This is a genomic window from Pseudomonas sp. TWI929, from assembly GCF_039673335.1.
Taxonomy (GTDB): domain Bacteria; phylum Pseudomonadota; class Gammaproteobacteria; order Pseudomonadales; family Pseudomonadaceae; genus Aquipseudomonas.
Genome location: NZ_JBDJLK010000003.1, coordinates 58,467 through 84,786, shown reverse-complemented (window position 1 = coordinate 84,786; position 26,320 = coordinate 58,467). Strand labels below are relative to the sequence as shown.

Sequence of the window (26,320 nt, the reverse complement as noted above, 5' to 3'; positions counted from 1 at the left end):
TAGCAAGCGGGGGCCTGGGCCCCCGCTGCGGCTTACCAGGTCTGGGTGGCCTTGAACTTCTCGATACCGGCTTTCAGGCCAGCGTCGATTTCGTCGTTGAAGTCACCCTTCACGTTGATCTTCGCCATCAGTTCGGCGTGATCACGGTTGAAGAAGGCGATCAGAGCTTGCTCGAAGCTGCCGACCTTGGAGACTTCTACGTCAGTCAGGAAGCCACGCTCAGCGGCGTACAGCGACAGGGACATGTCCGCGATGGACATTGGCGCGTACTGCTTCTGCTTCATCAGCTCGGTTACGCGCTGACCATGCTCCAGCTGCTTGCGGGTCGCTTCGTCCAGATCGGAAGCGAACTGGGCGAATGCAGCCAGTTCACGGTACTGAGCCAGAGCGGTACGAATACCACCGGACAGCTTCTTGATGATCTTGGTCTGAGCGGCACCACCTACGCGGGATACCGAAACACCGGCGTTCACTGCAGGGCGGATGCCCGAGTTGAACATGGCCGATTCCAGGAAGATCTGACCGTCGGTGATGGAAATCACGTTGGTCGGAACGAACGCGGAAACGTCGCCAGCCTGGGTTTCGATGATCGGCAGGGCGGTCAGGGAACCGGTCTTGCCAGTGACTGCGCCGTTGGTGAACTTCTCGACGTACTCTTCCGAAACGCGCGATGCACGCTCCAGCAGACGGGAGTGGAGATAGAACACGTCACCTGGGTACGCTTCACGTCCTGGTGGACGGCGCAGCAGCAGGGAGATCTGACGGTAGGCAACGGCCTGCTTGGACAGGTCATCGTAAACGATCAGGGCGTCTTCACCGCGGTCACGGAAGAACTCGCCCATGGTGCAGCCGGCGTATGGCGCCAGGAACTGCAGTGCGGCGGATTCCGAAGCACTGGCAACGACCACGATGGTGTTGGCCAGGGCGCCGGATTCTTCCAGCTTGCGAACGATGTTGGCAACGGTGGAACGCTTTTGGCCGACTGCAACATAAACACAGAAAATACCGGAGTTTTTCTGGTTGATGATGGCGTCGATGGCCATGGCGGTCTTGCCGATCTGACGGTCACCGATGATCAGCTCACGCTGGCCACGGCCGACAGGGATCATGGCGTCGACGGACTTGTAGCCAGTCTGTACAGGCTGGTCTACCGACTTACGCCAGATCACGCCTGGGGCTACTTTCTCGACCGCGTCGGTCTGGGTGTTGCCCAGCGGACCTTTGCCGTCGATCGGGTTGCCCAGTGCGTCAACGACGCGACCCAGCAGTTCCTTACCAACCGGAACTTCCAGGATGCGGCCGGTGCACTTGGCGCTCATGCCTTCGGCGAGGGTGTCATAGGCACCCAGGATCACTGCACCTACGGAGTCTTGCTCCAGGTTCAGGGCCATGCCGTAGACGCCGCCAGGGAACTCGATCATTTCGCCGTACATGACGTCGGCCAGACCGTGGATCCGCACGATACCGTCGGAAACCGAAACGACGGTACCTTCGTTACGGGCTTGGGAGCTCACATCGAGGTTGTCGATGCGGCCCTTGATGATTTCACTAATTTCGGAAGGATTGAGTTGCTGCATTGCTCTGCTGCCCCTTCAAACTCAAGATTTCAATGCTTCGGCCAGTTTCGCGATTTTGCCGCGAACCGAGCCATCGATTACCAGGTCACCAGCGCGGATGACGACGCCGCCAATCAGGCTGGCATCCTCCGACGCGTGCAGGCGCACTTCCTGGCCTAGCCGTGCACTGAGAACCTTGGCGAGTTTGTCTTGCTGTTCTTGGTTCAACGCGAAGGCACTGGTGACTTCCACGTCCACGGATTTCTCTTGCTCGGCCTTGTACAGGTCGAACAGAGCGGCAATCTCCGGCAGGAGCAGGAGACGGTCGTTTTCCGCGGCAACATGAATGAAATTCTGTGCCTGTGCATTGAACTTGTCACCGCACACGTCAATGAACGTGGCGGCCTTTTCTGCGCTCGTCAGTCGCGGGGCCTTGAGCAGGCGCTGCATGGTGTCGTCTTGCGACACCGCAGCAGCCAGGCCGAGCATGGCTGACCAATTGGCCAGTTGCTGATGGGCCTGGGCATGCTCAAAGGCAGCCTTAGCGTAAGGTCGGGCCAACGTGGTCAGTTCTGCCATGATCGCCCTCGCTTAAATTTCAGCGGCCAGTTTGTTAACCAGCTCCGCATGCGCGTTTTGATCGATTGTGGCGCCAAGGATCTTTTCAGCACCGCCAACAGCCAGGGCACCCACTTGGGCACGCAGGGCGTCTTTAGCGCTGTTCAGTTCCTGTTCGATCTCGGCCAGAGCCTGAGCCTTCACACGGTCAGCTTCGACGCGGGCCTGGTCACGGGCTTCCTCGACAAGCTGAGCAGCGCGTTTCTTGCTTTGCTCAATGATTTCGGCTGCCTGTGCTTTAGCTTCACGCAGTTGCTGACCCACTTTCTCTTGGGCCAGCTCCAGGTCGCGAGCTGCGCGGTTGGCAGCGTCCAAGCCGTCAGCAATCTTCTTTTGGCGCTCTTGCAGAGCAGTGATGACCGGAGGCCATACATACTTCATGCAGAAGAGTACAAAAATCAGAAAAGCAACGGATTGGCCAATCAGGGTTGCATTAATGTTCACGCCAACACCTCGCTCGGTCTTTGGTTCATCACAGCTATCAACTCGTGGTTAACGAGTGATTAGCCGGCGATTTGACCAACGAACGGATTCGCGAAGGTGAAGAACAGAGCGATACCAACACCGATCATGGTTACGGCGTCGAGCAGACCGGCAACGATGAACATTTTAACCTGCAGCATTGGAACCATTTCTGGCTGGCGAGCAGCGCCTTCCAGGAACTTGCCGCCCAGCAGGCCGAAACCAATGGCGGTACCCAGAGCACCCAGGCCGATCAGCAGAGCAACAGCGATAGCGGTCAGACCAACTACAGTTTCCATCTTTCCTCCCGACTTTTACGTCGTATTGGTTAGGTTTTTAAGTTGAAGCGGTAAAACAAATCGTTTGGTACAGCATGCCCTTGCGGACTTTTTAAGCCCTCCCCCCAAACGGGCGAGGAAGGCTATCAGACACGCCAGGCGGTCTTAATGGTTATCTTCGTGAGCCATCGACAGGTAGACGATGGTCAGCATCATGAAGATGAAAGCTTGCAGGGTGATGATCAGGATGTGGAACACAGCCCACGCCCATTGCAGCACCACACCCAGGCCGCTCAGCCAGAGCAGGCCCGAGCCGAACATGACAGCGATCAGGATGAACACCAGTTCGCCGGCATACATGTTGCCGAACAGACGCAGTGCCAGCGAGATCGGCTTGGCGATCAGGGTGACGAATTCCAGCAGGAAGTTGACCGGAATCAGCAGGATCTGCACGAAGATGTTCTTGCTGCCGAACGGGTGCAGGGTCAGCTCACCGATGAAGCCGCCCAGGCCCTTGACCTTGATGCTGTAGAAGATGATCAGGGCGAACACGCAGAAGGCCATGGCCAGGGTCGCGTTCGGGTCGGTGGTCGACACGGCGCGGAACGGAATGTGCGGATCACCGGAAATCAGGATGGCCAGCTGAGGAATCCAGTCGACCGGTACCAGGTCGACGGCGTTCATCAGGAATACCCAGACGAAAATGGTCAGTGCCAGCGGTGCGATTACCGGGCTACGGCCGTGGAAGGAGTCCTTCACGCTGCCGTTGACGAAGTCGACCATCACTTCCACGAAGTTCTGCAGGCCGCCAGGCTGACCGGAAGTCGCCTTCTTGGCCGCCATGCGGAAGATGAACAGGAAGATCAGACCCAGCGCAACGGACCAGCCAAGGGTGTCCAGGTGGAACGCCCAGAAGCCCATTGCCTTGGCTTCTGCAGCCGAATGGGCGAAGCCCCAGCTGCCGTCTGGTAGTTGACCGTAGGTCAGGTTCTGCAAGTGGTGCTGGATATAGCCCGAAGCGGTTTCTGCTGCCATGGTTGCCTCAAACGCCCTAAGGTCTCGAAAGTCTTTTATTCATTAGCAGTGGCGCGAACCAGCTGACCATGAGGGTCAGCAGGAAGACGCCGAATACTGCTAACGGCGCCAATGGCTTCACTCCTGCGAAGGTCAGTGCAAACAACACTGCCGTCAAAATCATTTTGCCTGCCTCGCCAGCGTAGAACGACTTGACGATGGCCTGCGCTGCCCGGGCTCCGCTAAAGCGAAATGCCTTCCAGGCGAAGTACAGATTGGGTAGCCAGGCAATCAAACCTCCGCAGAGACCTGAATATCCACTGACCGCCCCTTTCCACTGCCACAACACCAACGTTGCCAGCAGCGCTACAACAAATTGAGTCAGCAGTACCGGAAAAACCGCCCAGCGATGGAAAGGCAGGCGGTTTGGCGTGCGTATTTCCATCACAACTGCTCCTCGGAAGTCGACCAACAAGTCAGCAATGACTTGGCATAATTTGTGCCGACAAAATGCGCGCAGAGTATAGGGGTGGATTAACCCCTATTCAACTCTTCGGTAGTGATTTCCGACTGCGCGCTACAACGGGAATTGTTTCAGCGGATGTGAGCAAGCACGCCTTGCAACTCGTCAAGCGAGTTGTAGCGAATAACCAATTGGCCTTTGCCCTTGTTGCCATGACGGATCTGAACGGCCGAGCCCAGGCGCTCTGCGAGCCGCTGTTCAAGGCGTGCGATATCCGGATCAGGTTTGCTCGGTTCGACCGGATCAGGCTTGTCGCTGAGCCACTGACGGACCAGTGCCTCGGTTTGGCGCACGGTGAGGCCACGTGCGACAACATGACGCGCCCCCTCCTCCTGACGGTTTTCGTCCAGGCCGAGCAATGCACGGGCGTGGCCCATCTCCAGGTCGCCGTGGGCGAGCATGGTCTTGATCGCCTCAGGCAGGGTGATAAGGCGCAGCAGGTTGGCGACGGTTACCCGCGACTTGCCCACGGCGTCGGCCACCTGTTGCTGGGTGAGTTCGAATTCCAGCTGCAGGCGCTGCAGGGCCAGGGCCTCTTCCAGCGGGTTGAGGTCTTCGCGCTGGATGTTCTCGATCAGCGCCATGGCGATGGCGGCTTCGTCGGGCACTTCGCGGACCATGGCCGGGATCTTGTCCAAGCCAGCCTGCTGGGTGGCGCGCCAGCGGCGCTCACCGGCGATGATCTCGTAGCGGTTGCCATCGATCGGGCGCACCACGATCGGTTGCATAACGCCATGGTTGCGAATCGAATGCGCAAGCTCTTCCAGCGCCTCCGGGTCCATGTCCCGGCGAGGCTGGTACTTGCCACGCTGGATCAGCTCGACCGGCAGGTGTTGCAGTTCTTTCTGGTCGATCTTCACGGCCTGCTCTTCGAGCGCGCTGACGGAAGGACCACTGAGCAGTGCATCCAACCCACGTCCGAGACCCCGTTTCTTGACGGCCATACGGATTCCTTAAGTTGTTTGTGCAGTGCGTGATTGACGGCGTTGACGGCGGACCAGTTCCCCAGCCAGGGCCAGATAAGCCAGCGCGCCGCGCGATTGCTTGTCGTAGGCCAGGGCCGGCATGCCGAAGCTGGGGGCCTCGGCCAGGCGAATGTTGCGCGGAATGACCGTGTCGTACAGCTGCGGGCCAAAGTGCTCCTTCAGCTGCGCCGATACATCGTTGTTCAGGCTCAGGCGCGGATCGTACATGGTCCGCAGCAGGCCCTCGATCTTCAGCTCCGGGTTCAGCCGGGCGGCGATGCGCTTGATGTTATCCACAAGGTCACTGAGGCCTTCCAGTGCGTAGTACTCGCACTGCATCGGGATAATCACGCCATCGGAAGCGACCAGGGCGTTGAGCGTGAGCATCGACAGCGACGGTGGGCAGTCGATGAGGATGTAGTCGTAGTTCTCGCGGATCGGCGCCAGGGCGTTGCGCAGGCGGCTCTCCTTGACCTGCATTTCCAGCAGCACCACTTCGGCGGCGGTCAGGTCACGGTTGGCCGGCAGCAACTGGAACCCACCGTGCTCGGAGTAATGCATGGCCTGGGCCAGGTCGCATTCCCCGATCAGCAGGTCGTAGACCGAATGCTCGAGCTCGTGCTTGTCCACACCGCTGCCCATGGTTGCGTTGCCCTGCGGATCGAGGTCGATCAGCAGCACACGACGCTTGGTCGCGGCCAGCGAGGCGGCGAGATTGATACAGGTGGTGGTCTTGCCCACACCACCTTTCTGGTTCGCGATTGCGAATACCTTAGCCATTGATGCGCGTGTTCCCAGTCATGCCTTGCGGCGCAGTATCAGCAGATGGCGCTGGCCCTGGCAACCCGGAACGGTCAGGGCCTGCTCGCTTTCCACTGTGAAGTCTGCGGGCAATGCTACCAGTTCATCGGCAGGATGCAGCCCCTTCATTGCAAGCCATTGCGTCCCGGTGTCGCCAAGGTGGCGGGTCCAGTTGGTGAAGTTCTCCATGCTGCTGAAGGCACGGGAGACAATTCCGTTGAACGGTTGTGCCGGCTGGAAAGCCTCGACCCGGCTGTGGATAACCGTGAGGTTGTCCAGCTTTAGCTCCATTTTCACCTGGGTCAGGAAACGGGTCTTCTTGCCATTGGCATCCAGCACCGTCACGCGTTTGTGCGGATGCAGGATAGCCAACGGAATGCCGGGCATGCCACCGCCACTGCCGACATCCAGCCAATTATCACGCTCGCTGTGGATAAACGACATGACGCTGAGGCTGTCGAGCAGATGGCGCGACACCATCTCGTCCGGGTCGCGCACGGCAGTCAGGTTGTAGGCTTTGTTCCATTTGATCAACAGGGCCAGGTAACCAAGCAGCTTTTCGTGCTGCTCGGCGCTGAGCTCGACACCGAGCTGGCGCGCACCTGTGGACAACTCTTCAGCGTGTTGCGGGGTGACCAGGGAACTCAAGCGCTTTGCTCCAATTCGCGGCCAGCGCCGCGTTTTTTCAAGTGAATCAGCAACAGGGAAATCGCCGCCGGGGTCACGCCCGGGATGCGCGATGCCTGGCCCAAGGTTTCCGGACGGGTCTGGCCCAGCTTGCCCTGGATTTCCTTGGACAGCCCGGAAATGCTCGAGTAGTCGATATCCACAGGCAGGCGGGTGTCTTCGCTGGCGCGCAGGCGGGCGATTTCATCCTGCTGACGGTCGATGTAACCGGCGTACTTGGTGCGGATCTCGACCTGTTCGGCGACCTGTGGATCAATCGCTTCACCGCCGGTCGCCTCGATCAGGCCGGCGTAGTCGATTTCGGGGCGCGCCAGCAGGTTGAGCAGGCTGTACTCGTGGCTGAGCGGCGTACCGAACTTATCCACAACGGCCTGGCCTTGCTCGGTATTCGGCCGAACCCAGGTCGACTTCAGGCGCTGTTCCTCACGCTCGATGCCATCGCGCTTGGCACAGAAGGCGGCCCAGCGCTGGTCATCGATCAGGCCCAGTTCCCGGCCCTTTTCGGTCAGGCGCAGGTCGGCGTTGTCTTCGCGCAGGATCAGCCGGTATTCGGCACGCGAGGTGAACATGCGGTACGGCTCCTGGGTACCCAGGGTAATCAGGTCGTCGACCAGCACGCCGATGTACGCCTCATCACGGCGCGGGCACCAGCTGTCACGGCCCTGTGCACGCAGCGCAGCGTTGGTCCCGGCCAGCAGGCCCTGGGCGCCGGCTTCTTCGTAACCGGTGGTGCCGTTGATCTGGCCGGCGAAGAACAAGCCGCCGATAACTTTGGTCTCAAGGCTGTACTTGAGGTCGCGCGGGTCGAAGTAGTCGTACTCGATGGCATAGCCCGGGCGCACGATGTGGGCGTTTTCCATGCCGCGGATTGAACGCACCAGCTCCAGTTGCACGTCGAACGGCAGCGAAGTGGAAATACCGTTGGGGTACAGCTCATGGGTGGTCAGGCCTTCCGGCTCGATGAACACCTGGTGGCTTTCCTTGTCGGCGAAGCGGTGGATCTTGTCTTCGATCGACGGGCAGTAGCGCGGGCCGACACCTTCGATCACGCCCGAGTACATCGGCGAACGGTCGAGGTTCGAAGCAATGATCTCGTGGGTGCGCGCATTGGTGTGGGTAATCCAGCAGCTCACCTGGCGCGGGTGCATTTCGGCATTGCCCATGAACGACATCACCGGGATCGGGGTATCGCCTGGCTGCTCGGTCATCACCGAGAAGTCCACCGAACGGCCGTCGATGCGTGGCGGGGTACCGGTTTTCAGGCGGCCGACGCGCAGCGGCAGTTCACGCATGCGGTGTGCCAGGGCGATCGAAGGTGGATCACCGGCGCGACCGCCGGAATGGTTTTGCAGACCAATGTGGATAAGGCCGCCGAGGAATGTACCGGTGGTCAAGACCACCGATTCGGCGAAGAAACGCAGGCCCATCTGGGTTACCACGCCTTTGACCTGGTCCTGCTCGACGATCAGGTCGTCACAGGACTGTTGGAATATCCACAGGTTCGGCTGGTTTTCCAGGATTTCACGCACCACTGCCTTGTAGATGGCGCGGTCGGCCTGTGCACGGGTGGCGCGTACGGCCGGGCCCTTGCGGTTGTTCAGAACGCGGAACTGGATGCCGCTCTTGTCGGTAGCCAGCGCCATGGCGCCGCCGAGGGCATCGATCTCTTTGACCAGATGGCTTTTGCCAATACCGCCGATGGCGGGGTTGCAGCTCATATGACCGAGGGTTTCCACGTTATGGGTCAGCAGCAGGGTTTTCACACCCATGCGTGCAGACGCAAGCGCAGCCTCGGTACCGGCATGGCCGCCGCCGATGACGATCACTTCAAAACGGGAAGGGAAATCCACCACGCACCTCGTGCCTGTTTTTGCGAATAGAGAAGGTAAGCGGACAAGTATAGGGACTTACCCCCCTTTAAAGAAACCGTCTGAGCAAATTTTGACCAGTCTGTGGATGAGTGGCAAACAACAGAAATCAAAAAGGAAAAATTTAAAAAAGCTTTGTTTTTATGTTTATTCTTATACACAGACTTATCTGTGGATAAGGTCCTACAGCCCTTAAGTCACGCTGTGTAGAGAGAAATTAAACCCTGTGGTTGGAGTGCCATGAGGGCTATGGATAACGCGATTTAGCCTGTGGATTAAATGGCTATTTACCCACAGGCGGGTTTGTCCTCAAAAAAAGAGCCTGCTTATCAACGGAGCTGAAGGTGAGTTTTCCACAGGGCTCCTGAGAGCGGTTTGGTGTCTGTGTATGAAAAAATGTGAGCTTGCACGGGCCTCTTCGCGGGTAAACCCGCTCCCACAGGAGGGTAACCACCCCGGAAAGCAGAGGCTTGTCTTGGGGGGAGCTGGCTTGCCGGCGATGAGGTCGTGCGGCAAATGCATAAATTTCAGGCAAAAAAAAGCCGCTCCCGAAGGAGCGGCCCGTGGCCTTGCCTGGCTGTGGACTATTTACCGATGCAGAAGCTGGAGAAGATCCGCCCCAGCAAGTCATCCGAACTGAATGCCCCGGTGATCTCGCCCAGGGCGTGCTGCGCCTGACGCAGGTCTTCCGCTAGTAGCTCTCCCGCGCCCGCCAGGGTCAGTTGTGCACGGCCATGCTCCAGGTGCTCGCTGGCCTGGCGCAGCGCATCCAGATGGCGCCGGCGGGCGCTGAAACCGCTCTCGGCCGTCTGTTCATAACCCATGCAGGCCTTCAGGTGGTCGCGCAGCAGCTGCAGCCCTGCATCGTCGCCCTTGGCGCTGAGGGTGATGGTCACATGGCCGTCATCGCACTGTTCCAGTGCTACCCGTTCACCACTCAGGTCGGCCTTGTTGCGAATCAGCGTGACCTTGGCCGGGTCTGGTCGCTGGTCGAGAAACTCTGGCCACAGGGCGAACGGGTCGCTGGCCTCGGGCGCGGTGGAGTCGACCACCAGCAACACGCGGTCGGCCTCGCCAATGGCCTTCAGGGCGCGTTCCACGCCGATCTTTTCCACATGGTCATCGGTATCACGCAAACCGGCAGTATCGACTACATGCAGTGGCATGCCATCGATGTGGATATGTTCGCGCAGGATGTCCCGGGTGGTGCCGGCGATATCGGTGACGATGGCCGCTTCCCGGCCAGCCAGCTGGTTCAGCAGGCTCGACTTGCCGGCATTCGGCCGGCCGGCGATGACCACGGTCATACCGTCACGCAGCAGGGCGCCCTGCCCGGCTTCACGCTGTACGGTGGATAACTCGCCGCGCACCGCATCGAGCATCGACAGCACGTGGCCATCGGCGAGGAAGTCGATCTCTTCCTCAGGGAAGTCGATTGCCGCCTCGACGTAGATGCGCAGGGCAATCAACGCCTCGGTCAGGCTGTGCACACGCTTGGAGAACTCCCCCTGCAGCGAGCGCAGGGCATTGCGCGCGGCCTGGCTGGAGCTGGCCTCGATCAGGTCGGCGATGGCTTCGGCCTGGGCCAGGTCGAGCTTGTCATTGAGGAACGCGCGCTCGCTGAATTCACCTGGGCGGGCCAGCCGGCAGCCAACTTGTACACAGCGCTGCAGCAGCATATCCAGGACCACCGGGCCACCGTGGCCCTGCAGCTCCAGCACATCCTCGCCGGTGAACGAATTCGGCCCCGGGAAGAACAACGCAATCCCCTCGTCCAGCACCAGCCCTTCCTCGTCGCGGAACGGGCCGTAATGGGCATGCCGCGGCGTAAGCGTACGGCCGGTGATCAACTGGCCAGCCTTGGCAGCCAGAGGACCGGACAACCTGACAATACCCACACCGCCGCGGCCCTGTGCGGTGGCGATGGCAGCGATGGTTTCACGCACAGTATTCATGCTCGAAAGCCTCTACGACAAAAACGACAGATAGCAAAAACGCCCCACTAGGGGGCGTTTTTATTCACAGCTTAGCTTGGCAGCCCTGTCAAGCAGCCGCTTTTTTGCTAGCTGCTTCGATACTACGGGTGATGTACCACTGCTGAGTGATCGACAAGCAGTTGTTCACAACCCAGTACAGCACCAGACCAGCCGGGAACCACAGGAAGAAGAAGGTGAAGATGATCGGCATCATTTTCATCACCTTGGCCTGCATCGGATCCGGCGGAGTCGGGTTCAGGCGCTGCTGGATGAACATGGTGGCGCCCATGATGATCGGCAGGATGAAGAACGGATCCTTGATCGACAGGTCGGTAATCCACAGCATCCAAGGGGCCTGGCGCATTTCCACGCTTTCCAGCAGTACCCAGTACAGGGCCAGGAATACCGGCATCTGCACCAGGATCGGCAGGCAGCCGCCCAGCGGGTTGATCTTCTCTTTCTTGTACAGCTCCATCATCGCCTGGGACATCTTCTGGCGATCGTCACCAAAGCGTTCCTTCAGTGCGGCAAGCTTGGGCGCAACGGCACGCATGCGCGCCATGGAGCGGTAGCTGGCAGCCGACAGCGGGAAGAACAGGCCTTTGATCAGCATGGTCAGCACGATGATCGACCAGCCCCAGTTACCCAGCAGGCTGTGGATATGTTGCAGCAGCCAGAAGATCGGCTGGGCGATGAACCACAGGAAGCCGTAGTCGACGGTCAGTTCCAGGCCTGGGGACAACTCTTTCAGCTTGGACTGGATCTTCGGACCGGCGTACAGCATGGCGCTGGTTTCGACCTTGCCACCCGCAGGTACGTTGAGAGCCGGGCCGGTGTAGCCGATGATGTAGTTACCCTGGCTGTCCTTGCGGGTCTGAACAACGTTGTTGTCCGACTTGGCCGGAATCCAGGCGGTCACGAAGTAGTGCTGCAGCCAGGCAACCCAGCCGCCAGACACATTTTCTTTCAAACTACCTTTGTCGATGTCCTTCATCGAGACCTTTTTGTAAGGCTCGGAAGCTGTCCACAGGGCGGCGCCCAGGTAGGTTGCGGTGCCGGTGGCAGTGCTCGAAGACGGATCGCCGCTGGCGTCACGCTTGAGCTGGGCAAACATGTTGCCGCTCCAGGCCTGGCCGCTCTGGTTGTCGATCAGGTAGCTGACATTCAGGTCGTACTCACCGCGCTTGAAGCTGAAGCGCTTGATGTAGTTGACACCGTTGTCGCTGAACTTCAGGTCGACCACCAGTTGTTCCTGGCCGTCGGCCAGCTGGTAGCTCTTCTGTTCGGCAGCATACAGAGGGCGGCCGCTGGCGCGGGCATCCGGGCCGTTGGCACCGGTCAGGCCGCTTTGTGCCAGGTAAACACGCTCACCACCGTTGTCGAACAACTGGAATGGAATGTTCGGGTGGTCCTGACGGCGTGGGTACTTCGGCAGGTTCAACTGGACGATGTCACCACCGACCGGATCGATAGCCAGTTCCAGAACGTCGGTCTTGACTCGGATCAGGTCCTTGCTGAGTGCGACCGGTGCCAGTTCGGCAGGGCTCGATTCGGCGTTGGCGCTCGGTACATCGGCGCTGGCACCGTTGTTACCGGCGGGGACGCCATCGGGCAAGCCCGGAGCAACAGTGCTGGCAGCAGTATTCTGAGTCGGCAGGGCAGCCTGGCCGTAGTCATCGTTCCACTTCAGGACCATGACGTAGGACACGACTGCCAGCGCGGCGATCAGGATCGTGCGTTTAATATCCATGATTACTCGGCTATCGAAGAAGTTCGGGAGGAAGGAGCGGGTGGAACGGGGTCAAAACCACCGTCATTCCACGGATGACAACGCCCCAGGCGACGAACGGCCAGCCACCCACCACGCCAGATGCCGTGGTTTTCGATGGCTTCAAGAGCGTAACAGGAGCAACTGGGGAAGAAACGACAGTGGTTGGCCATCAGAGGACTAATGGCGTAACGGTAAAACTGGATCGGAACGAGCGCCAGTTTACGCATCTTGGCTGTCTACCCCTGCGGAATTGGCGGTTACTGCTGGAGTTGGCCGGCTGCGCGCCAGGCGTTTCCAGAGCTTGCCAAAGTGTTGGTGCAATTCCGGGTTTTCTACCTCACCCAATCCCTTGCGCGCGACGATCACAATGTCCAACCCGGCAAGCATGTGCTGGTTCAGACGAAAGGAATCGCGCATCAAGCGCTTGAGGCGATTGCGTTGAACGGCGAGCTTGACGCTCTTCTTGCCGATCACCAGACCAAGGCGTGGGTGATCGAGGCCGTTCTCGCGAGCAAGGATCAGCAGGTTTTTCCCTGGAACCTTGCCGGTTGGGGAGTCGAAGACCGCTTTGAAATGCCGGGGTGTAAGCAGTCGCTTTTCCCGACTGAAGTCCTGACTCACCACCTGTGCCGAAAAATCAAATGGCCAGACGCTTACGGCCTTTGGCACGACGACGCGACAGAACAGCGCGGCCGTTCTTGGTAGCCATACGGGCACGGAAGCCGTGGGTGCGCGCGCGCTTGATGGTGCTTGGTTGGAAAGTACGTTTCATGGCGTGTTACCTGGTTTGTCGACGACGGGCCGGGATGGCCCCCTTTTTAAGAGACCGGCGATTCTAGAGAAAGCAAGCCCATAGGTCAATTTCCAACCAGCTTTTCCATATAGAGCGTGTGATGGACGGTGCCTTCGGGTGGGCCACCGGAGGGGTGCTTGATCGGACACACGAATTGGGGACAACATGAAAAAAAAGAAGAGACATATAAAAAGCTTTTCTGAAGAATCTATAAATCTTAAGTGGATAACCTTCTGTGGATAACTTGCTTGAGGCCTTAAAATACGGGATGTACAGAGTTTTACAACTATGTTCTCAACCGGTGCTGCGCTTGTTTTCTTCATGGTCGAAAGCTGTGGATTAAAACGCCGCTTATCCACAGCTGAGTTATCAACAGGGCTGAGGTCTAGGTTGTGCATAGCCCTCATGCCGGTTTATCCACAGGGCTTATTCACAGTGCGGTAAAGCTGTTTTGGTCGATAAATGGCTGTTTTGTCATGGTTCCTAACGTGTCCACATGTGGATAACTGAACGCTCGACCGGTACAATGGCGGTTTGTTTTTGCCTCATCCGGCTTTCAAACTCAGGGGATATCCGTGTCAGTGGAACTTTGGCAGCAGTGCGTGGAGCTTCTGCGCGATGAACTGCCTGCCCAGCAATTCAACACCTGGATCCGTCCGCTACAGGTCGAAGCCGAAGGCGACGAGTTGCGCGTCTATGCGCCTAACCGTTTCGTTCTCGATTGGGTCAATGAAAAGTATCTGGGCCGCTTGCTCGAGCTGTTGGGTGAGAACGGCAGCGGCATTGCGCCTGCCCTTTCCTTATTAATAGGCAGCCGCCGCAGCTCGGCACCGCGGGCCGCGCCCAACGCGCCGGTCAGCGCCGCCGTGGCCGCTTCGCTGGCGCAGACCCAGGCGCAGGGCCAGGCACAAAAGACTGTGCCGGCAGCGCCGGCGGTCGAACCCGTCGCTGTAACGGCCTCTGAGCCTGTGCTGGTTGATGAACTGGCCGAGCCGTCCTCGCGTGACAGTTTTGACGCCATGGCCGAGCCTGCTTCGGCGCCGGCCGGCAGTGCCCGGACCGAACAGCGCACCGTGCAGGTTGAAGGTGCGCTCAAGCACACCAGCTACCTGAACCGTACCTTTACCTTCGACACTTTCGTTGAAGGTAAGTCGAACCAGCTGGCGCGCGCGGCTGCCTGGCAGGTGGCTGACAACCCCAAGCATGGCTACAACCCACTGTTCCTTTATGGCGGTGTTGGCCTGGGTAAAACCCACCTTATGCATGCTGTGGGTAACCATCTGCTGAAGAAGAACCCGAACGCCAAGGTCGTGTACCTGCATTCGGAGCGCTTCGTCGCCGACATGGTCAAGGCGCTGCAGCTCAACGCAATCAACGAATTCAAGCGCTTCTACCGCTCGGTGGATGCGTTGCTGATCGACGATATCCAGTTCTTTGCCCGCAAAGAGCGCTCGCAGGAAGAGTTTTTCCACACCTTCAACGCCCTGCTTGAGGGTGGCCAGCAGGTAATCCTTACCTCTGACCGCTACCCCAAGGAGATCGAAGGCCTGGAAGAGCGCCTGAAGTCGCGCTTTGGTTGGGGCCTGACGGTGGCAGTCGAGCCGCCAGAGCTGGAAACCCGCGTGGCAATCCTGATGAAGAAGGCTGACCAGGCCAAGGTCGAGCTGCCGCATGACGCGGCCTTCTTCATTGCCCAACGCATTCGCTCCAACGTACGTGAGCTGGAGGGTGCACTGAAGCGGGTGATTGCCCACTCGCACTTCATGGGCCGCGACATCACCATCGAGCTGATCCGTGAGTCGCTGAAAGACTTGCTGGCGCTGCAAGACAAGCTGGTCAGTGTGGATAACATTCAGCGTACCGTCGCTGAGTACTACAAGATCAAGATCTCCGATCTGTTGTCCAAGCGTCGCTCACGCTCCGTTGCGCGTCCACGCCAGGTGGCCATGGCGCTTTCCAAGGAGCTGACCAACCACAGCCTGCCGGAAATCGGCGACATGTTCGGTGGTCGAGACCATACGACCGTACTGCACGCCTGCCGCAAGATCAACGAATTGAAGGAATCCGACGCGGACATCCGCGAGGACTACAAGAACCTGCTGCGGACGCTGACGACCTGATGGCCGTCTGCGCAGCTAATTGAAGGCAAGGGACTAGACCATGCATTTCACCATTCAACGCGAAGCCCTGTTGAAACCCCTGCAACTGGTCGCCGGTGTCGTCGAGCGCCGCCAGACCTTGCCGGTCCTGTCCAACGTATTGCTGGTCGTGCAAGGCCAGCAATTGTCGTTGACCGGTACCGACCTGGAAGTCGAACTGGTAGGCCGCGTGCAACTGGAAGAGCCGGCCGAGCCTGGCGAAATCACTGTCCCGGCACGCAAGCTGATGGACATCTGCAAAAGCCTGCCTAACGACGCCCTGATCGATATCAAGGTCGATGAGCAGAAACTGTTGGTCAAGGCCGGTCGCAGCCGCTTCACCCTGTCGACCCTGCCAGCTAACGACTTCCCGACCGTGGAAGAAGGCCCGGGTTCGCTTACCTGCAACCTGGAACAGAGCAAGCTGCGCCGCCTTATCGAGCGTACCAGCTTCGCCATGGCCCAGCAGGATGTGCGTTATTACCTCAACGGTATGCTGCTGGAGGTTTCCCGCAACACCCTGCGCGCGGTATCCACCGACGGCCACCGCCTGGCGCTTTGCTCCATGAGCGCGGCGATCGAGCAGGATGATCGCCATCAGGTTATCGTGCCACGCAAAGGTATCCTGGAGCTGGCGCGCCTGCTGACCGATCCGGAAGGCATGGTCAGCATCGTCCTGGGCCAGCACCACATTCGCGCCACTACCGGTGAATTCACCTTCACCTCCAAGCTGGTGGACGGCAAGTTCCCGGACTACGAGCGCGTGCTGCCCAAGGGCGGTGACAAGCTGGTGGTCGGTGACCGCCAGGCGCTGCGTGAAGCCTTCAGCCGTACTGCGATTCTTTCCAACGAAAAGTACCGCGGTATCCGCCTGCAACTGGCTGCTGGTCAACTGAAAATTCAGGCCAACAACCCCGAGCAGGAAGAAGCTGAAGAAGAAATCAGCGTGGATTACGAAGGTAGCTCGCTGGAAATCGGCTTCAACGTCAGCTACCTGCTGGACGTGCTGGGCGTGATGACTACTGAGCAAGTTCGTCTGATCCTGTCCGATTCCAACAGCAGTGCCCTGCTGCAGGAAGCTGGCAACGACGATTCTTCCTACGTTGTCATGCCGATGCGCCTGTAACCCGTAGCAGGCGAAATGTCCCTTCGACGTATCATGGTCACCGCGGTGCGCAACTTGCACCCGGTGACACTCTCACCCTCCCCCCGCATCAATATCCTTTACGGCGCCAACGGCAGCGGCAAGACCAGCGTGCTTGAAGCCGTGTACTTGCTTGGGCTGGCGCGCTCATTTCGCAGCACCCGCCTGAACCCGGTCATCCAATATGAGCAGCCTGCCTGTACCGTATTTGGCGAAGTGCAATTGACCGAAGGCGGCACCAGCAACCTGGGTGTATCCAGAGAGCGCCAGGGGGAGTTCACTATTCGCATTGACGGGCAGAATGCGCGCAGTGCAGCACAATTGGCTGAATTGCTGCCGCTTCAGCTCATCAACCCAGACAGTTTCCGGCTGCTGGAAGGTGCCCCGAAAATACGCCGCCAGTTCCTGGATTGGGGGGTGTTCCACGTGGAACCTCGTTTCCTGCCCGCCTGGCAACGGCTGCAGAAGGCGCTGCGGCAGCGGAACTCATGGTTGCGTCATGGTACACTTGACCCAGCTTCGCAAGCCGCCTGGGACCGGGAATTGTGCCTGGCCAGCGCGGAAATAGATGAATACCGTCGCAACTACATCAAGGCCTTGAAGCCCGTCTTCGAGCGAACCCTGAGCGAACTGGTCGAGCTGGACGGGTTGACCCTGAGCTACTACCGAGGCTGGGACAAGGACCGGGAACTGCAAGAAGTACTCGCCTCCTCTCTCCTTCGCGATCAGCAGATGGGCCATACCCAGGCCGGGCCGCAGCGCGCTGATTTGCGTCTTCGTCTGGCTGCCAACAATGCAGCCGACATCCTGTCGCGTGGTCAGCAAAAACTGGTGGTGTGCGCATTGCGCATTGCCCAGGGCCACCTCGTTAGTCAGGCTCGTCGCGGTCACTGTATTTATCTCGTGGATGACTTGCCGTCCGAACTGGACGACCAGCATCGCCGCGCGCTATGCCGCTTGCTTGAAGAATTACGCTGCCAGGTGTTCATCACCTGTGTAGATCACGAATTACTGAGGGAAGGCTGGCAGACGGAAACGCCAGTTGCTTTGTTCCACGTGGAACAAGGCCGTATCACCCAGACCCACGACCATCGGGAGTGAAGGCATGAGCGAAAATCAAACGTACGACTCCTCCAGCATCAAGGTGCTGAAAGGTTTGGATGCCGTACGCAAGCGTCCCGGCATGTACATTGGCGACACCGATGATGGTAGCGGCCTGCACCACATGGTCTTCGAGGTGGTCGACAACTCGATCGACGAAGCCCTCGCCGGTCACTGCGATGACATCACCGTCATCATCCACCCGGACGAATCCATCAGTGTGCGCGACAACGGTCGCGGCATTCCGGTCGACGTGCATAAAGAAGAAGGCGTTTCCGCAGCCGAGGTCATCATGACCGTGCTGCACGCCGGCGGTAAGTTCGACGATAACTCCTACAAGGTATCCGGCGGTCTGCACGGTGTAGGTGTTTCGGTTGTGAACGCCCTGTCCGAGAAGCTGGTACTGACCGTTCGCCGTAGCGGCAAGATCTGGGAACAAACCTACGTTCACGGTGTTCCACAAGCGCCGATGGCGGTTGTCGGTGACAGCGAAACCACCGGTACCCATATCCACTTCAAACCGTCGGCTGAAACCTTCAAGAACATTCACTTCAGCTGGGACATCCTGGCCAAGCGTATCCGTGAGTTGTCGTTCCTCAACTCGGGCGTTGGCATTCTGCTGAAGGATGAGCGCAGCGGTAAGGAAGAGTTCTTCAAGTATGAAGGCGGTCTACGTGCGTTCGTCGAGTACCTGAACACCAACAAGACCCCGGTCAACTCCCAGGTCTTCCACTTCAACGTTCAGCGTGACGATGGTGTGGGTGTTGAAGTCGCCCTGCAATGGAACGACAGCTTCAACGAAAACCTGCTGTGCTTCACCAACAACATTCCGCAGCGTGACGGCGGTACTCACCTGGTGGGCTTCCGCTCTTCGCTGACCCGTAGCCTGAACAGCTACATCGAGCAAGAAGGCCTGGCCAAGAAGAACAAGGTGGCAACCACTGGCGACGACGCCCGTGAAGGCCTGACCGCGATCATCTCGGTAAAGGTGCCGGACCCTAAGTTCAGCTCGCAGACCAAAGACAAACTGGTCTCCTCGGAGGTGAAAACCGCCGTGGAACAAGAGATGAACAAGTACTTCGCCGACTTCCTGCTGGAAAACCCGAACGAGGCCAAGGCCGTCGTTGGCAAGATGATCGATGCTGCGCGTGCCCGTGAAGCGGCGCGTAAAGCCCGTGAGATGACTCGCCGTAAAGGTGCGCTGGATATCGCCGGCTTGCCAGGCAAACTTGCCGACTGCCAGGAAAAAGACCCTGCTCTTTCCGAACTGTACCTGGTGGAGGGTGACTCCGCAGGTGGCTCGGCCAAGCAAGGCCGCAACCGTCGCACTCAGGCGATCCTGCCGCTGAAGGGTAAAATCCTCAACGTTGAGAAGGCTCGCTTCGACAAGATGATCTCGTCCCAGGAAGTGGGCACGCTGATCACGGCGTTGGGCTGTGGCATTGGCCGCGAAGAGTACAACATCGACAAGCTGCGTTATCACAACATCATCATCATGACCGATGCTGACGTTGACGGTTCGCACATTCGTACCCTGTTGCTGACCTTCTTCTTCCGTCAGCTGCCGGAGCTGGTCGAGCGCGGCTACATCTACATTGCCCAGCCACCGCTGTACAAGGTGAAGAAAGGCAAGCAGGAGCAGTACATCAAGGACGACGAGGCCATGGAAGAGTACATGACCCAGTCGGCCCTGGAAGATGCCAGCCTGCACCTGGACGAGGCGGCGCCAGCAGTTTCCGGTGTGCAACTGGAAAACCTGGTGAACGAATTCCGCGGTGTGATGAAAACCCTCAAGCGCCTGTCGCGCCTGTACCCGGAAGACATCACCGAACACTTCATCTACCTGCCGGAAGTGACCGTCGAACAACTGGCTGACCACGCTGCCATGCAAGCCTGGCTGGTGAAGTTCCAGGAGCGCCTGAGCAACAGCCAGAAGTCGGGCCTGGTGTATCAGGCCAGTCTGCGCGAAGACAAGGAGCGCAACGTATGGCTGCCAGAAGTGGAAGTTACCTCCCACGGCCTGGCCAGCTACGTCACGTTCAACCGCGATTTCTTCGGCAGCAACGACTACCGCACAGTGGTCAACATCGGTTCCAAGCTGTCCAGCTTGCTGGGTGAAGGTGCCTACGTTCAACGTGGGGAGCGCCGTAAGGCGATTGTCGAATTCAAGGAAGGCCTGGACTGGCTGATGAACGAAACCACCAAGCGCCACACCATCCAGCGATACAAAGGGCTGGGTGAGATGAACCCTGAGCAGCTGTGGGAAACCACCATGGACCCAACCGTGCGCCGCATGCTCAAGGTCACCATCGAAGATGCGATCGCTGCCGACCAGATCTTCAACACCTTGATGGGTGATGCAGTAGAGCCGCGCCGTGACTTCATTGAAAGCAACGCGCTGTCGGTGTCGAACCTGGACTTCTGATCAGGTGTAGATTTACAGGCACAAAAAAGCCCGCAAATGCGGGCTTTTTTGTGCCTGTAAATCAGTAGCCACTGAGGATGTTGACGATCACACCACTGGCGATATCCACCAGCACATAGTCCCCGTTCACATACAGCCAGCGGTGATCATGCGGCGGCGCATACAGGTGACGGGCTTTCCAATTGGTCACCCAGTAACGGTCGCCACGGTAATGCGGGTCGACCGCATGGCCACGCTGCCACTGCTGATGAGGTATCGGCATGCCTTGTTGTGGTCGGAAGTTCGGGTCGCGGTAGGCAGGACCGCGGCCATTGTCATGGCGGCCCTGTTGCTGCGGCTGGCCATGCGGCGGGTTGCCCTGGTGCGACGGGCCATCATCATGCCGGTCAGGCGGGCCTGGCTGGGCGAAGCTGGCCAGAGGTGCGCTGAGCATCAGCGCGGCGCAGATCACGGTTAGGGCTTTCTTCATTTGTTGCTGTCCTCTGTACGGTTAACCAATCAGACCATGGATTTGGCCGTTCAATGTCAGGACAGAGGTAAAGGTCGGGTAAAGGTGCAGGAGGGCTGAACGCTGTGAGAGCAGCTGTCCTGCATTGATTCTCTGACTTGCGCGGTCAGTGTGGGAGCGGCCCGCGTCTGTCATCAATACCTAGTTCAGGCCGAGCGCCTTCAAGCGGCGATACAGCGTGCGTTCGCTCAATCCAAGGTGAAGGGCCAGTTCACTGCGCGAGCCCTTGAACTGTTCAAGGGCCAGCGCCAGCTCCCCTAAATCATTACGCCGTCCGCCTGACTTCACCAGCGAAGATGGCCCAATGTCTTCCGGCAAATGTTCCGGCCGAATCACCCCGTCATCGGCAAACAGACGCGCCCTTTCCAGAATATTACGCAGCTCGCGGATGTTACCCGGGAACGGATGCAACCCAAGCTGTTCCAAGGCATCGTCGCTCAACCTGGGCGCTGGCTTGCCGGCCATACGTTGCAGCAGGCTTTGCGCGAGCAAGGGCAGGTCTTCAACCCGCTCGCGCAATGCCGGCAGACGAATTGGGAAACCGCTGATGCGGTAATACAAGTCCTCACGGAAGGTGCCTTCCACAACCATCTGCCTGAGCGGTTTGTGCGTCGCCGACACCAGGCGGAAATTCGAATGCACCGTGCGCAGGCTACCCACCGGGCGGAAGCTGCCGGACTCGATCAGGCGCAGCAGCTTTACCTGCATCGCCAGCGGCACTTCGCCAATTTCGTCGAGGAACAGGGTGCCGCCATGGGCCGCTTCGGCGAGGCCGATCTTGCGCTGGTTAGCGCCGGTGAACGCGCCCTTCTCGTATCCGAACAACTCGCTCTCGAACAACGACTCGGTCAGGCCTGTGCAGTCGACCACCACCAACGGCCCGTTAGCCCTGGGGCTACCCAGGTGCACCGCACGGGCGAACAGTTCTTTGCCGGTGCCCGACTCACCCTGCAGCAACACCGGGATCTGTGCTGGCGCCGCACGCTGCAGGCTGGCCAGGGCGGCCTTGAAAGCTGGCGCCCGGCCAACCAGCCCTTGTTCCTGAGGCTGGGCCGAAGCGAGGGTGATGCTGGTCAGGCGTTCGACAAAGGCCACCACCCTGCCCTGTTCATCCAGAATCGGCCGCAGTTCGACATCCACATGCTCGGGCCCGCGTGGCGTGTGATGGATGTGCAACACCCGCTCAGGCACCTTGCTGTCCCATGCCTTGCGCATCGGGCAATGCTCGCCGGCCTGGTCGCACGGTACGGCATAGTGGTGCGAGACCTTGTGGCACTTCTCGCCCAGCGGCGCCTGGTCATGGCTACCGAACTGGCGGCGATAGGCAGCGTTGGCAGCGAGGATGTTGTAGTCGGTGTCCAGCACGATGGTCGGCAGGGCATCGTGCTCAAGGTAGGAAACCAGAGCTAGGATGAGGGGATGAGCTTCAGGCATGACGGCACCGTTTGGATGACTGGCGCAGGGTAACAAGGACTGCCAAACACTGCCATTGGCTGACAGTCGACTGCCACCTGGGCTGCCAGCATTGCAGTCAGTTGTCAGTAATGGGCCGGTTTCATTGGCCTGAGTACGGTAAAAAGCCTGGCATGCATCTTGATAAACCTCCTGGCACTGCCTACGCCTGTACAAGGCGGGGCAGATAAATTGGAGAACGTGATGATCATCGGCAACAACCTTCACGTGGACGCCTTTTTCGACAAGGCGACCTCGACCATCAGCTACCTGGTCATGGACCGTGAAACCCGGCAATGTGCATTGATCGACAGCGTGCTGGATTACGACCCCAAGTCCGGGCGCACCTGCAGCGCTTCGGCGGATCGCCTGATCGAGCGCGTGGCCGAATTGAATGCCAAGGTGCAGTGGGTGCTGGAAACCCATGTGCATGCCGACCACCTTTCAGCAGCTGCTTACCTGAAGGAAAAGCTGGGCGGCCATACCGCTATCGGCGCGCATATCACCCAGGTGCAGAAAGTGTTCGGTGCCTTGTTCAACGCCGAGCCCGGCTTTTCCCGAGATGGCAGCCAGTTCGATGTGCTGTTCGAAGATGAGGAAGGCTTTCGCATCGGCAACCTGCATGCCCGCGCCTTGCACACCCCCGGGCACACCCCTGCGTGCATGAGCTTTATGATCCAGGATGCCGGCGAGATTGCGCTGTTCGTTGGCGACACCCTGTTCATGCCCGACTACGGCACCGCACGCTGTGACTTCCCGGGCGCCGACGCCCGCACCTTGTACCGCTCGATCCGTCGCCTGCTGGCCTTCCCCGACCAGACCCGGCTGTTCATGTGCCACGATTACCTGCCAGGTGGGCGGGAGATGCAATACGTCACCACCGTGGCCGAGCAGCGCGCCAGCAACATCCACATCCATCAGGGTATCGATGAGGACAGCTTCGTCGCCATGCGCGAAGCCCGCGACAAGACGCTCGACATGCCCGTGCTTATCCTGCCTTCGGTGCAGGTGAACATGCGCAGCGGTCAGCTACCCGCGCCGGAGGAGAACGGCGTCAGTTACCTGAAGATCCCGCTGAACAAGCTGTAAGCGCCCTGCCCCATAACCAGATTTTCCAGGATTTACCGCCATGCCTGCCTTGTTGTCCCCTGCCAATACCGACCACCACAAGGTGGTCATCGTCGGTGCCGGTGCCGCTGGTATCGCCACCGCCTCCAGCCTGATCAGCCGTGACCCGTCGCTGGACGTGACCTTGATCGACCCCGCCGAGGTGCATTACTACCAGCCCGGCTGGACCATGGTCGGTGCCGGTGTGTTCAAGGCGCCGAGCACAGCCCGCACCATGGCCTCGACCATCCCGCGCGGTGTGCGCTGGGTCAAGGCGCGGGTGCAGGGTTTCGACCCGCTGGGCCAGTTGGTCATCCTCGAAGACGGCCGCGCCATCAGCTATGAACAACTGGTTGTCTGCCCTGGGCTCAAGCTGGACTGGGCAGCTATCGATGGGCTCAGCGAAACGTTGGGTCGCAATGGCGTCACCTCCAACTACCGCTACGACCTGGCACCCTATACCTGGGAGCTGGTGCAAAAGCTCAAGCAAGGCCGCGCCGTGTTCAGCCAGCCGCCGATGCCGATCAAGTGCGCCGGTGCCCCACAGAAAGCGCTGTACCTGTCTTGCGACCACTGGCTGCGCCATGGCCACCTGGGTGCGGTGAAAGCCAGCTTCTACAATGCTGGCGCGGTTTTGTTCGGTGTGGCGGACTATGTTCCCGCGCTGATGAAGTACATCGACAAGTACGCCGTGGACCTCAATTTCTCCCACCGCCTGGTAGCCGTAGACGGCCCGAACAAGCGCGCCACCTTCATGCGCAGCCTGCCTGATGGCAGCAGCGAAACCAGCATCGTGGCCTTTGACATGCTGCATGTTGTACCGCCGCAGGTGGCGCCGGACTTCATTCGCGAAAGCCCTTTGGCCGACAGCGCCGGCTGGGTCGATGTCGACCCGCATACCCTGCGCCATCGCAAATACACCAACGTTCATGCCCTGGGCGACGTGGCCAATACCAGCAATGCCAAGACCGCTGCGGCTGCGCGCAAGCAGGCACCGGTAGTGGCCAACAACGTGCTGGTTGCGTTGGGCAGGTTGCCGACCCTGGCCCAATACGATGGTTATGGCTCGTGCCCGCTTACCGTCGAGCGCGGCAAGATCGTGCTGGCCGAGTTCACTTATGGCGGCAAGCTGGCACCGAGCTTCCCCAACTGGCTGCTGGATGGCCGCAAGCCAACGCGCCTAGCCTGGCTGCTCAAGGCGCAGGCGCTGCCACCGTTGTACTGGCAAGGCATGCTCAAGGGCCGTGAGTGGCTGGCGCGCCCGCAGCTGGTAGCCGAGGGTGGGCAGTGATCGAACATCAATTGTTGGGGGCGGGCCTGGGCGCAATAATCGGCGCGGTGCTGGCATTGACCGGCGCAGGCGGAGGCATTCTCGCCGTGCCTTTGCTGGTGTTCGGCCTGGGGCTGTCGATGGTCGAAGCGGCACCGGTAGGCCTGTTGGCGGTGGGCCTGGCCGCGGCGGTAGGTGCCGTACTGGGCTTGCGCCAGGGGCTGGTGCGCTACCGGGCGGCGCTGTTCATCGCATTGGTCGGTGTGGTGGCGGCGCCGTTCGGGTTGATGCTGGCGCACCGTCTGCCCAATACACCTTTGCAGTTGGTGTTCGCCGGGGTGCTGGTGTACGCCTGCCTGCGTATCTGGCGCAAGGCGGCCAAAGAACTGCGCGGCGAAGCCAATGACGCCCATCGCTTTATCGAGCCCTGTGTGCTGAACCCGTTGCAGGGCCGTTTACGCTGGACCCTGCCCTGTGCACGCGCGTTGGCTTTCACGGGGGCTTTGTCTGGGTTGCTGTCCGGCTTGCTTGGCGTTGGCGGTGGGTTCGTCATCATCCCGGCCCTGAACCGCTACACCAACCTGCGCATGGCCAGCATCGTCTCCACCTCACTGGCTGTGATCGCTCTGGTCTCTACCGGCAGCGTAGTCACCGCCAGCCTTGCAGGTGTCATGCACTGGCAGGTCGGCGCTCCGTTCGCCATCGGCGCGGTACTCGGCCTGCTGCTGGCGCGGCCATTGGCGGCCAGGCTGGCCGGGCCGCGCTTGCAGCAGATGTTTGCCGTGGCAGGTTGGGCCGCTGCCCTGTTGTTGGCTGGCAAGGCGCTACTGGGCTAGCAGCTCGCTCTGTTCAGCCGCGCACAGCGCCAGCAGGTAGTCCCACACCACCCGCAGGCGCACCGACTTGTGCAGTTCGCGGCGGGTGCAGATCCAGTAGCTGCGCTGGATGGTTTCGCCAGGCAGCACGCGTACCAGGGTTGGGTCATGGCGGGCCATGTAGTTGGGCAGCACGGCGATCCCCAACCCGGCACGGGCGGCGGCCTGCTGGGCGATCACGCTGGTGCTGCGAAATACCACATTGGGTGCCCGGCAGAAGCTGTTGAGAAACAGCAGCTCCTGGCTGAACAGCAAGTCGTCGACGTAGCCGATCCAGCTGTGTCGGGCCAGGTCCTCGCGGTTACGCAATGGCGGCGCGCGGTCCAGGTAAGCCTGGCTGGCGTACAAGGCCAGGCGATAGTCGGTGAGCTTGCGGGTGATCAGCAGGTCGGCGTTGGGCCGTTCCAGGTGGATGCTGATCTCCGCCTCGCGGTTGAGGATGCTGACGAAGCGCGGCACGGCCACCAGTTCCACTTCCAGGCCTGGGTAGCGCTCGAACAGCGCGTTCATGCGCGGGGTGAAGAACATGATGCCGATGCCTTCGGTCACCCCTAGGCGAATCTTGCCTAGTGGGGTGATGGCCTGAGTGATTTCTTCCTGCGCCAGCAGGGCGACGTTCTCCATGGCTTCGGCATGCTTGAGCAGGGCCTGGCCCGAGGGGGTCAGCTCGTAGCCTTGGGCATGCTGCACGAACAGCGCAGTGCCCAGGCTTTGCTCGATGCTCTCGATGTGCCGGGCCACGGTGCTGTGGGTGGTGTTGAGGCGCTTGGCGGCGGCAAGCAGGCGGCCGCTGCGCTGCAACTCGAGGAAAAACCGCAGATCGTTCCAGTCGAACATGCTGATCCTTGTGGCTGTTCGTCCGGCCTCTTCGCGGGCACGCCCGCGAAGAGGCCAGCACAGACTTACCGCTGTGCTAAAACGCACAGCGGCTGCGCGAAATCTCGTGTTTCCCCCACGAAATTACTCACTAAGATGGATCGGGACAAGA

General features: G+C 59.8%; 25 protein-coding genes. 7 read left to right on the top strand and 18 right to left on the bottom strand.

Annotated features, from left to right (window positions below; translation table 11 throughout):
• Positions 1-32: 32 nt before the first annotated feature.
• The 15 genes from atpA to rpmH form a co-directional block, all read right to left on the bottom strand.
• The gene (atpA, locus tag ABE456_RS02695) at positions 33-1,577 is read right to left on the bottom strand and encodes a F0F1 ATP synthase subunit alpha (protein WP_346642606.1); all 1,545 of its coding nucleotides are present in this window, start codon (positions 1,575-1,577) and stop codon (positions 33-35) included.
• Positions 1,578-1,598: 21 nt separating this feature from the next.
• A complete protein-coding gene (locus ABE456_RS02690; protein ID WP_003253191.1) occupies positions 1,599-2,135 on the bottom strand; it encodes a F0F1 ATP synthase subunit delta in 537 nt (178 codons plus the stop codon).
• A gap of 12 nt (positions 2,136-2,147) precedes the next feature.
• The gene (locus tag ABE456_RS02685) at positions 2,148-2,618 is read right to left on the bottom strand and encodes a F0F1 ATP synthase subunit B (RefSeq protein WP_027917106.1); all 471 of its coding nucleotides are present in this window, start codon (positions 2,616-2,618) and stop codon (positions 2,148-2,150) included.
• 59 nt (positions 2,619-2,677) lie between these two features.
• Complete coding sequence (gene atpE / locus ABE456_RS02680; protein WP_003097235.1) at positions 2,678-2,935, bottom strand: F0F1 ATP synthase subunit C; 258 nt, start codon at positions 2,933-2,935, stop codon at positions 2,678-2,680.
• Positions 2,936-3,079: 144 nt separating this feature from the next.
• Complete coding sequence (gene atpB, locus ABE456_RS02675; RefSeq protein ID WP_003260030.1) at positions 3,080-3,949, bottom strand: F0F1 ATP synthase subunit A; 870 nt, start codon at positions 3,947-3,949, stop codon at positions 3,080-3,082.
• A gap of 16 nt (positions 3,950-3,965) precedes the next feature.
• Entirely contained in the window at positions 3,966-4,373 is a 408-nt protein-coding gene (locus tag ABE456_RS02670; protein WP_201200285.1) for a F0F1 ATP synthase subunit I, read from the bottom strand.
• A 149-nt stretch (positions 4,374-4,522) separates the two neighbouring features.
• Positions 4,523-5,395, bottom strand: a complete 873-nt coding sequence (locus ABE456_RS02665; protein WP_346642605.1) for a ParB/RepB/Spo0J family partition protein — start codon at positions 5,393-5,395, stop codon at positions 4,523-4,525.
• Between the two features lie 9 nt (positions 5,396-5,404).
• Positions 5,405-6,196 (bottom strand): ParA family protein, encoded by a 792-nt coding sequence (locus ABE456_RS02660; protein ID WP_012274913.1) that lies wholly within the window; start codon positions 6,194-6,196, stop codon positions 5,405-5,407.
• A gap of 18 nt (positions 6,197-6,214) precedes the next feature.
• On the bottom strand, positions 6,215-6,865 hold the full coding sequence (gene rsmG, locus ABE456_RS02655; RefSeq protein ID WP_346642604.1) for a 16S rRNA (guanine(527)-N(7))-methyltransferase RsmG: 651 nt from the start codon (positions 6,863-6,865) through the stop codon (positions 6,215-6,217).
• Positions 6,862-8,754, bottom strand: a complete 1,893-nt coding sequence (mnmG, locus tag ABE456_RS02650) for a tRNA uridine-5-carboxymethylaminomethyl(34) synthesis enzyme MnmG (protein WP_346642603.1) — start codon at positions 8,752-8,754, stop codon at positions 6,862-6,864. Before mnmG ends, rsmG begins: the two co-directional genes overlap by 4 nt.
• A 602-nt stretch (positions 8,755-9,356) precedes the next feature.
• A complete protein-coding gene (mnmE, locus tag ABE456_RS02645) occupies positions 9,357-10,727 on the bottom strand; it encodes a tRNA uridine-5-carboxymethylaminomethyl(34) synthesis GTPase MnmE (protein ID WP_346642602.1) in 1,371 nt (456 codons plus the stop codon).
• A gap of 88 nt (positions 10,728-10,815) precedes the next feature.
• Positions 10,816-12,498, bottom strand: a complete 1,683-nt coding sequence (gene yidC, locus ABE456_RS02640) for a membrane protein insertase YidC (RefSeq protein WP_346642601.1) — start codon at positions 12,496-12,498, stop codon at positions 10,816-10,818.
• A 2-nt stretch (positions 12,499-12,500) separates the two neighbouring features.
• Positions 12,501-12,746, bottom strand: a complete 246-nt coding sequence (yidD, locus tag ABE456_RS02635) for a membrane protein insertion efficiency factor YidD (protein ID WP_346642600.1) — start codon at positions 12,744-12,746, stop codon at positions 12,501-12,503.
• Positions 12,739-13,143, bottom strand: a complete 405-nt coding sequence (gene rnpA, locus ABE456_RS02630) for a ribonuclease P protein component (RefSeq protein WP_346642651.1) — start codon at positions 13,141-13,143, stop codon at positions 12,739-12,741. Before rnpA ends, yidD begins: the two co-directional genes overlap by 8 nt.
• A gap of 13 nt (positions 13,144-13,156) precedes the next feature.
• Positions 13,157-13,291, bottom strand: a complete 135-nt coding sequence (gene rpmH / locus ABE456_RS02625; RefSeq protein ID WP_003253163.1) for a 50S ribosomal protein L34 — start codon at positions 13,289-13,291, stop codon at positions 13,157-13,159.
• Positions 13,292-13,887: 596 nt separating this feature from the next.
• On the opposite strand from rpmH, the gene dnaA reads away from it, so the two are divergent.
• The 4 genes from dnaA to gyrB are packed head-to-tail and all read left to right on the top strand — an operon-like array spanning position 13,888 to position 20,120.
• Positions 13,888-15,432 carry a chromosomal replication initiator protein DnaA gene (dnaA, locus tag ABE456_RS02620; protein WP_346642599.1) on the top strand — a complete coding sequence of 515 codons (1,545 nt, stop codon included), beginning with the start codon at positions 13,888-13,890 and terminating at the stop codon, positions 15,430-15,432.
• Positions 15,433-15,472: 40 nt separating this feature from the next.
• Complete coding sequence (gene dnaN, locus ABE456_RS02615) at positions 15,473-16,576, top strand: DNA polymerase III subunit beta (protein WP_346642598.1); 1,104 nt, start codon at positions 15,473-15,475, stop codon at positions 16,574-16,576.
• A gap of 15 nt (positions 16,577-16,591) precedes the next feature.
• On the top strand, positions 16,592-17,695 hold the full coding sequence (recF, locus tag ABE456_RS02610; protein ID WP_346642597.1) for a DNA replication/repair protein RecF: 1,104 nt from the start codon (positions 16,592-16,594) through the stop codon (positions 17,693-17,695).
• Positions 17,696-17,699: 4 nt separating this feature from the next.
• Positions 17,700-20,120 (top strand): DNA topoisomerase (ATP-hydrolyzing) subunit B, encoded by a 2,421-nt coding sequence (gene gyrB / locus ABE456_RS02605; RefSeq protein ID WP_346642596.1) that lies wholly within the window; start codon positions 17,700-17,702, stop codon positions 20,118-20,120.
• A 61-nt stretch (positions 20,121-20,181) separates the two neighbouring features.
• On the opposite strand, the gene ABE456_RS02600 is transcribed toward gyrB, so the two are convergent.
• Positions 20,182-20,589 carry an RcnB family protein gene (locus tag ABE456_RS02600; protein ID WP_346642595.1) on the bottom strand — a complete coding sequence of 136 codons (408 nt, stop codon included), beginning with the start codon at positions 20,587-20,589 and terminating at the stop codon, positions 20,182-20,184.
• A gap of 180 nt (positions 20,590-20,769) precedes the next feature.
• Positions 20,770-22,062 (bottom strand): sigma 54-interacting transcriptional regulator, encoded by a 1,293-nt coding sequence (locus tag ABE456_RS02595; protein ID WP_346642594.1) that lies wholly within the window; start codon positions 22,060-22,062, stop codon positions 20,770-20,772.
• A gap of 222 nt (positions 22,063-22,284) precedes the next feature.
• Between ABE456_RS02595 and ABE456_RS02590 the strand changes: the two genes are divergently transcribed.
• From ABE456_RS02590 to ABE456_RS02580, 3 genes are read left to right on the top strand one after another with little or no spacing between them, the layout of a single operon-like run.
• Positions 22,285-23,169, top strand: coding sequence for an MBL fold metallo-hydrolase (locus ABE456_RS02590; protein ID WP_346642593.1), 885 nt, complete (start codon positions 22,285-22,287; stop codon positions 23,167-23,169).
• A 40-nt stretch (positions 23,170-23,209) separates the two neighbouring features.
• Positions 23,210-24,478, top strand: coding sequence for an FAD/NAD(P)-binding oxidoreductase (locus ABE456_RS02585; protein WP_346642592.1), 1,269 nt, complete (start codon positions 23,210-23,212; stop codon positions 24,476-24,478).
• On the top strand, positions 24,475-25,293 hold the full coding sequence (locus ABE456_RS02580; protein ID WP_346642591.1) for a sulfite exporter TauE/SafE family protein: 819 nt from the start codon (positions 24,475-24,477) through the stop codon (positions 25,291-25,293). Before ABE456_RS02585 ends, ABE456_RS02580 begins: the two co-directional genes overlap by 4 nt.
• Here the strand turns inward: ABE456_RS02580 and ABE456_RS02575 are convergent.
• A complete protein-coding gene (locus tag ABE456_RS02575; protein WP_346642590.1) occupies positions 25,282-26,169 on the bottom strand; it encodes a LysR family transcriptional regulator in 888 nt (295 codons plus the stop codon). The genes ABE456_RS02580 and ABE456_RS02575 overlap by 12 nt on opposite strands.
• Between the last annotated feature and the right edge of the window lie 151 nt (positions 26,170-26,320).

What these genes read in the sequence shown, in the direction of transcription:
- atpA (WP_346642606.1), bottom strand. Translation starts at nt 1,577, where the DNA reads ATGCAGCAACTCAATCCTTCCGAAATTAGTGAAATCATCAAGGGCCGC.
- ABE456_RS02600 (WP_346642595.1), bottom strand. Translation starts at nt 20,589, where the DNA reads ATGAAGAAAGCCCTAACCGTGATCTGCGCCGCGCTGATGCTCAGCGCA.
- gyrB (WP_346642596.1), top strand. Translation starts at nt 17,700, where the DNA reads ATGAGCGAAAATCAAACGTACGACTCCTCCAGCATCAAGGTGCTGAAA.
- yidC (WP_346642601.1), bottom strand. Translation starts at nt 12,498, where the DNA reads ATGGATATTAAACGCACGATCCTGATCGCCGCGCTGGCAGTCGTGTCC.
- ABE456_RS02590 (WP_346642593.1), top strand. Translation starts at nt 22,285, where the DNA reads ATGATCATCGGCAACAACCTTCACGTGGACGCCTTTTTCGACAAGGCG.
- atpE (WP_003097235.1), bottom strand. Translation starts at nt 2,935, where the DNA reads ATGGAAACTGTAGTTGGTCTGACCGCTATCGCTGTTGCTCTGCTGATC.
- ABE456_RS02660 (WP_012274913.1), bottom strand. Translation starts at nt 6,196, where the DNA reads ATGGCTAAGGTATTCGCAATCGCGAACCAGAAAGGTGGTGTGGGCAAG.
- recF (WP_346642597.1), top strand. Translation starts at nt 16,592, where the DNA reads ATGTCCCTTCGACGTATCATGGTCACCGCGGTGCGCAACTTGCACCCG.
- mnmE (WP_346642602.1), bottom strand. Translation starts at nt 10,727, where the DNA reads ATGAATACTGTGCGTGAAACCATCGCTGCCATCGCCACCGCACAGGGC.
- yidD (WP_346642600.1), bottom strand. Translation starts at nt 12,746, where the DNA reads ATGCGTAAACTGGCGCTCGTTCCGATCCAGTTTTACCGTTACGCCATT.
- ABE456_RS02690 (WP_003253191.1), bottom strand. Translation starts at nt 2,135, where the DNA reads ATGGCAGAACTGACCACGTTGGCCCGACCTTACGCTAAGGCTGCCTTT.
- ABE456_RS02585 (WP_346642592.1), top strand. Translation starts at nt 23,210, where the DNA reads ATGCCTGCCTTGTTGTCCCCTGCCAATACCGACCACCACAAGGTGGTC.
- rpmH (WP_003253163.1), bottom strand. Translation starts at nt 13,291, where the DNA reads ATGAAACGTACTTTCCAACCAAGCACCATCAAGCGCGCGCGCACCCAC.
- atpB (WP_003260030.1), bottom strand. Translation starts at nt 3,949, where the DNA reads ATGGCAGCAGAAACCGCTTCGGGCTATATCCAGCACCACTTGCAGAAC.
- ABE456_RS02575 (WP_346642590.1), bottom strand. Translation starts at nt 26,169, where the DNA reads ATGTTCGACTGGAACGATCTGCGGTTTTTCCTCGAGTTGCAGCGCAGC.
- ABE456_RS02595 (WP_346642594.1), bottom strand. Translation starts at nt 22,062, where the DNA reads ATGCCTGAAGCTCATCCCCTCATCCTAGCTCTGGTTTCCTACCTTGAG.
- ABE456_RS02665 (WP_346642605.1), bottom strand. Translation starts at nt 5,395, where the DNA reads ATGGCCGTCAAGAAACGGGGTCTCGGACGTGGGTTGGATGCACTGCTC.
- ABE456_RS02670 (WP_201200285.1), bottom strand. Translation starts at nt 4,373, where the DNA reads ATGGAAATACGCACGCCAAACCGCCTGCCTTTCCATCGCTGGGCGGTT.
- dnaN (WP_346642598.1), top strand. Translation starts at nt 15,473, where the DNA reads ATGCATTTCACCATTCAACGCGAAGCCCTGTTGAAACCCCTGCAACTG.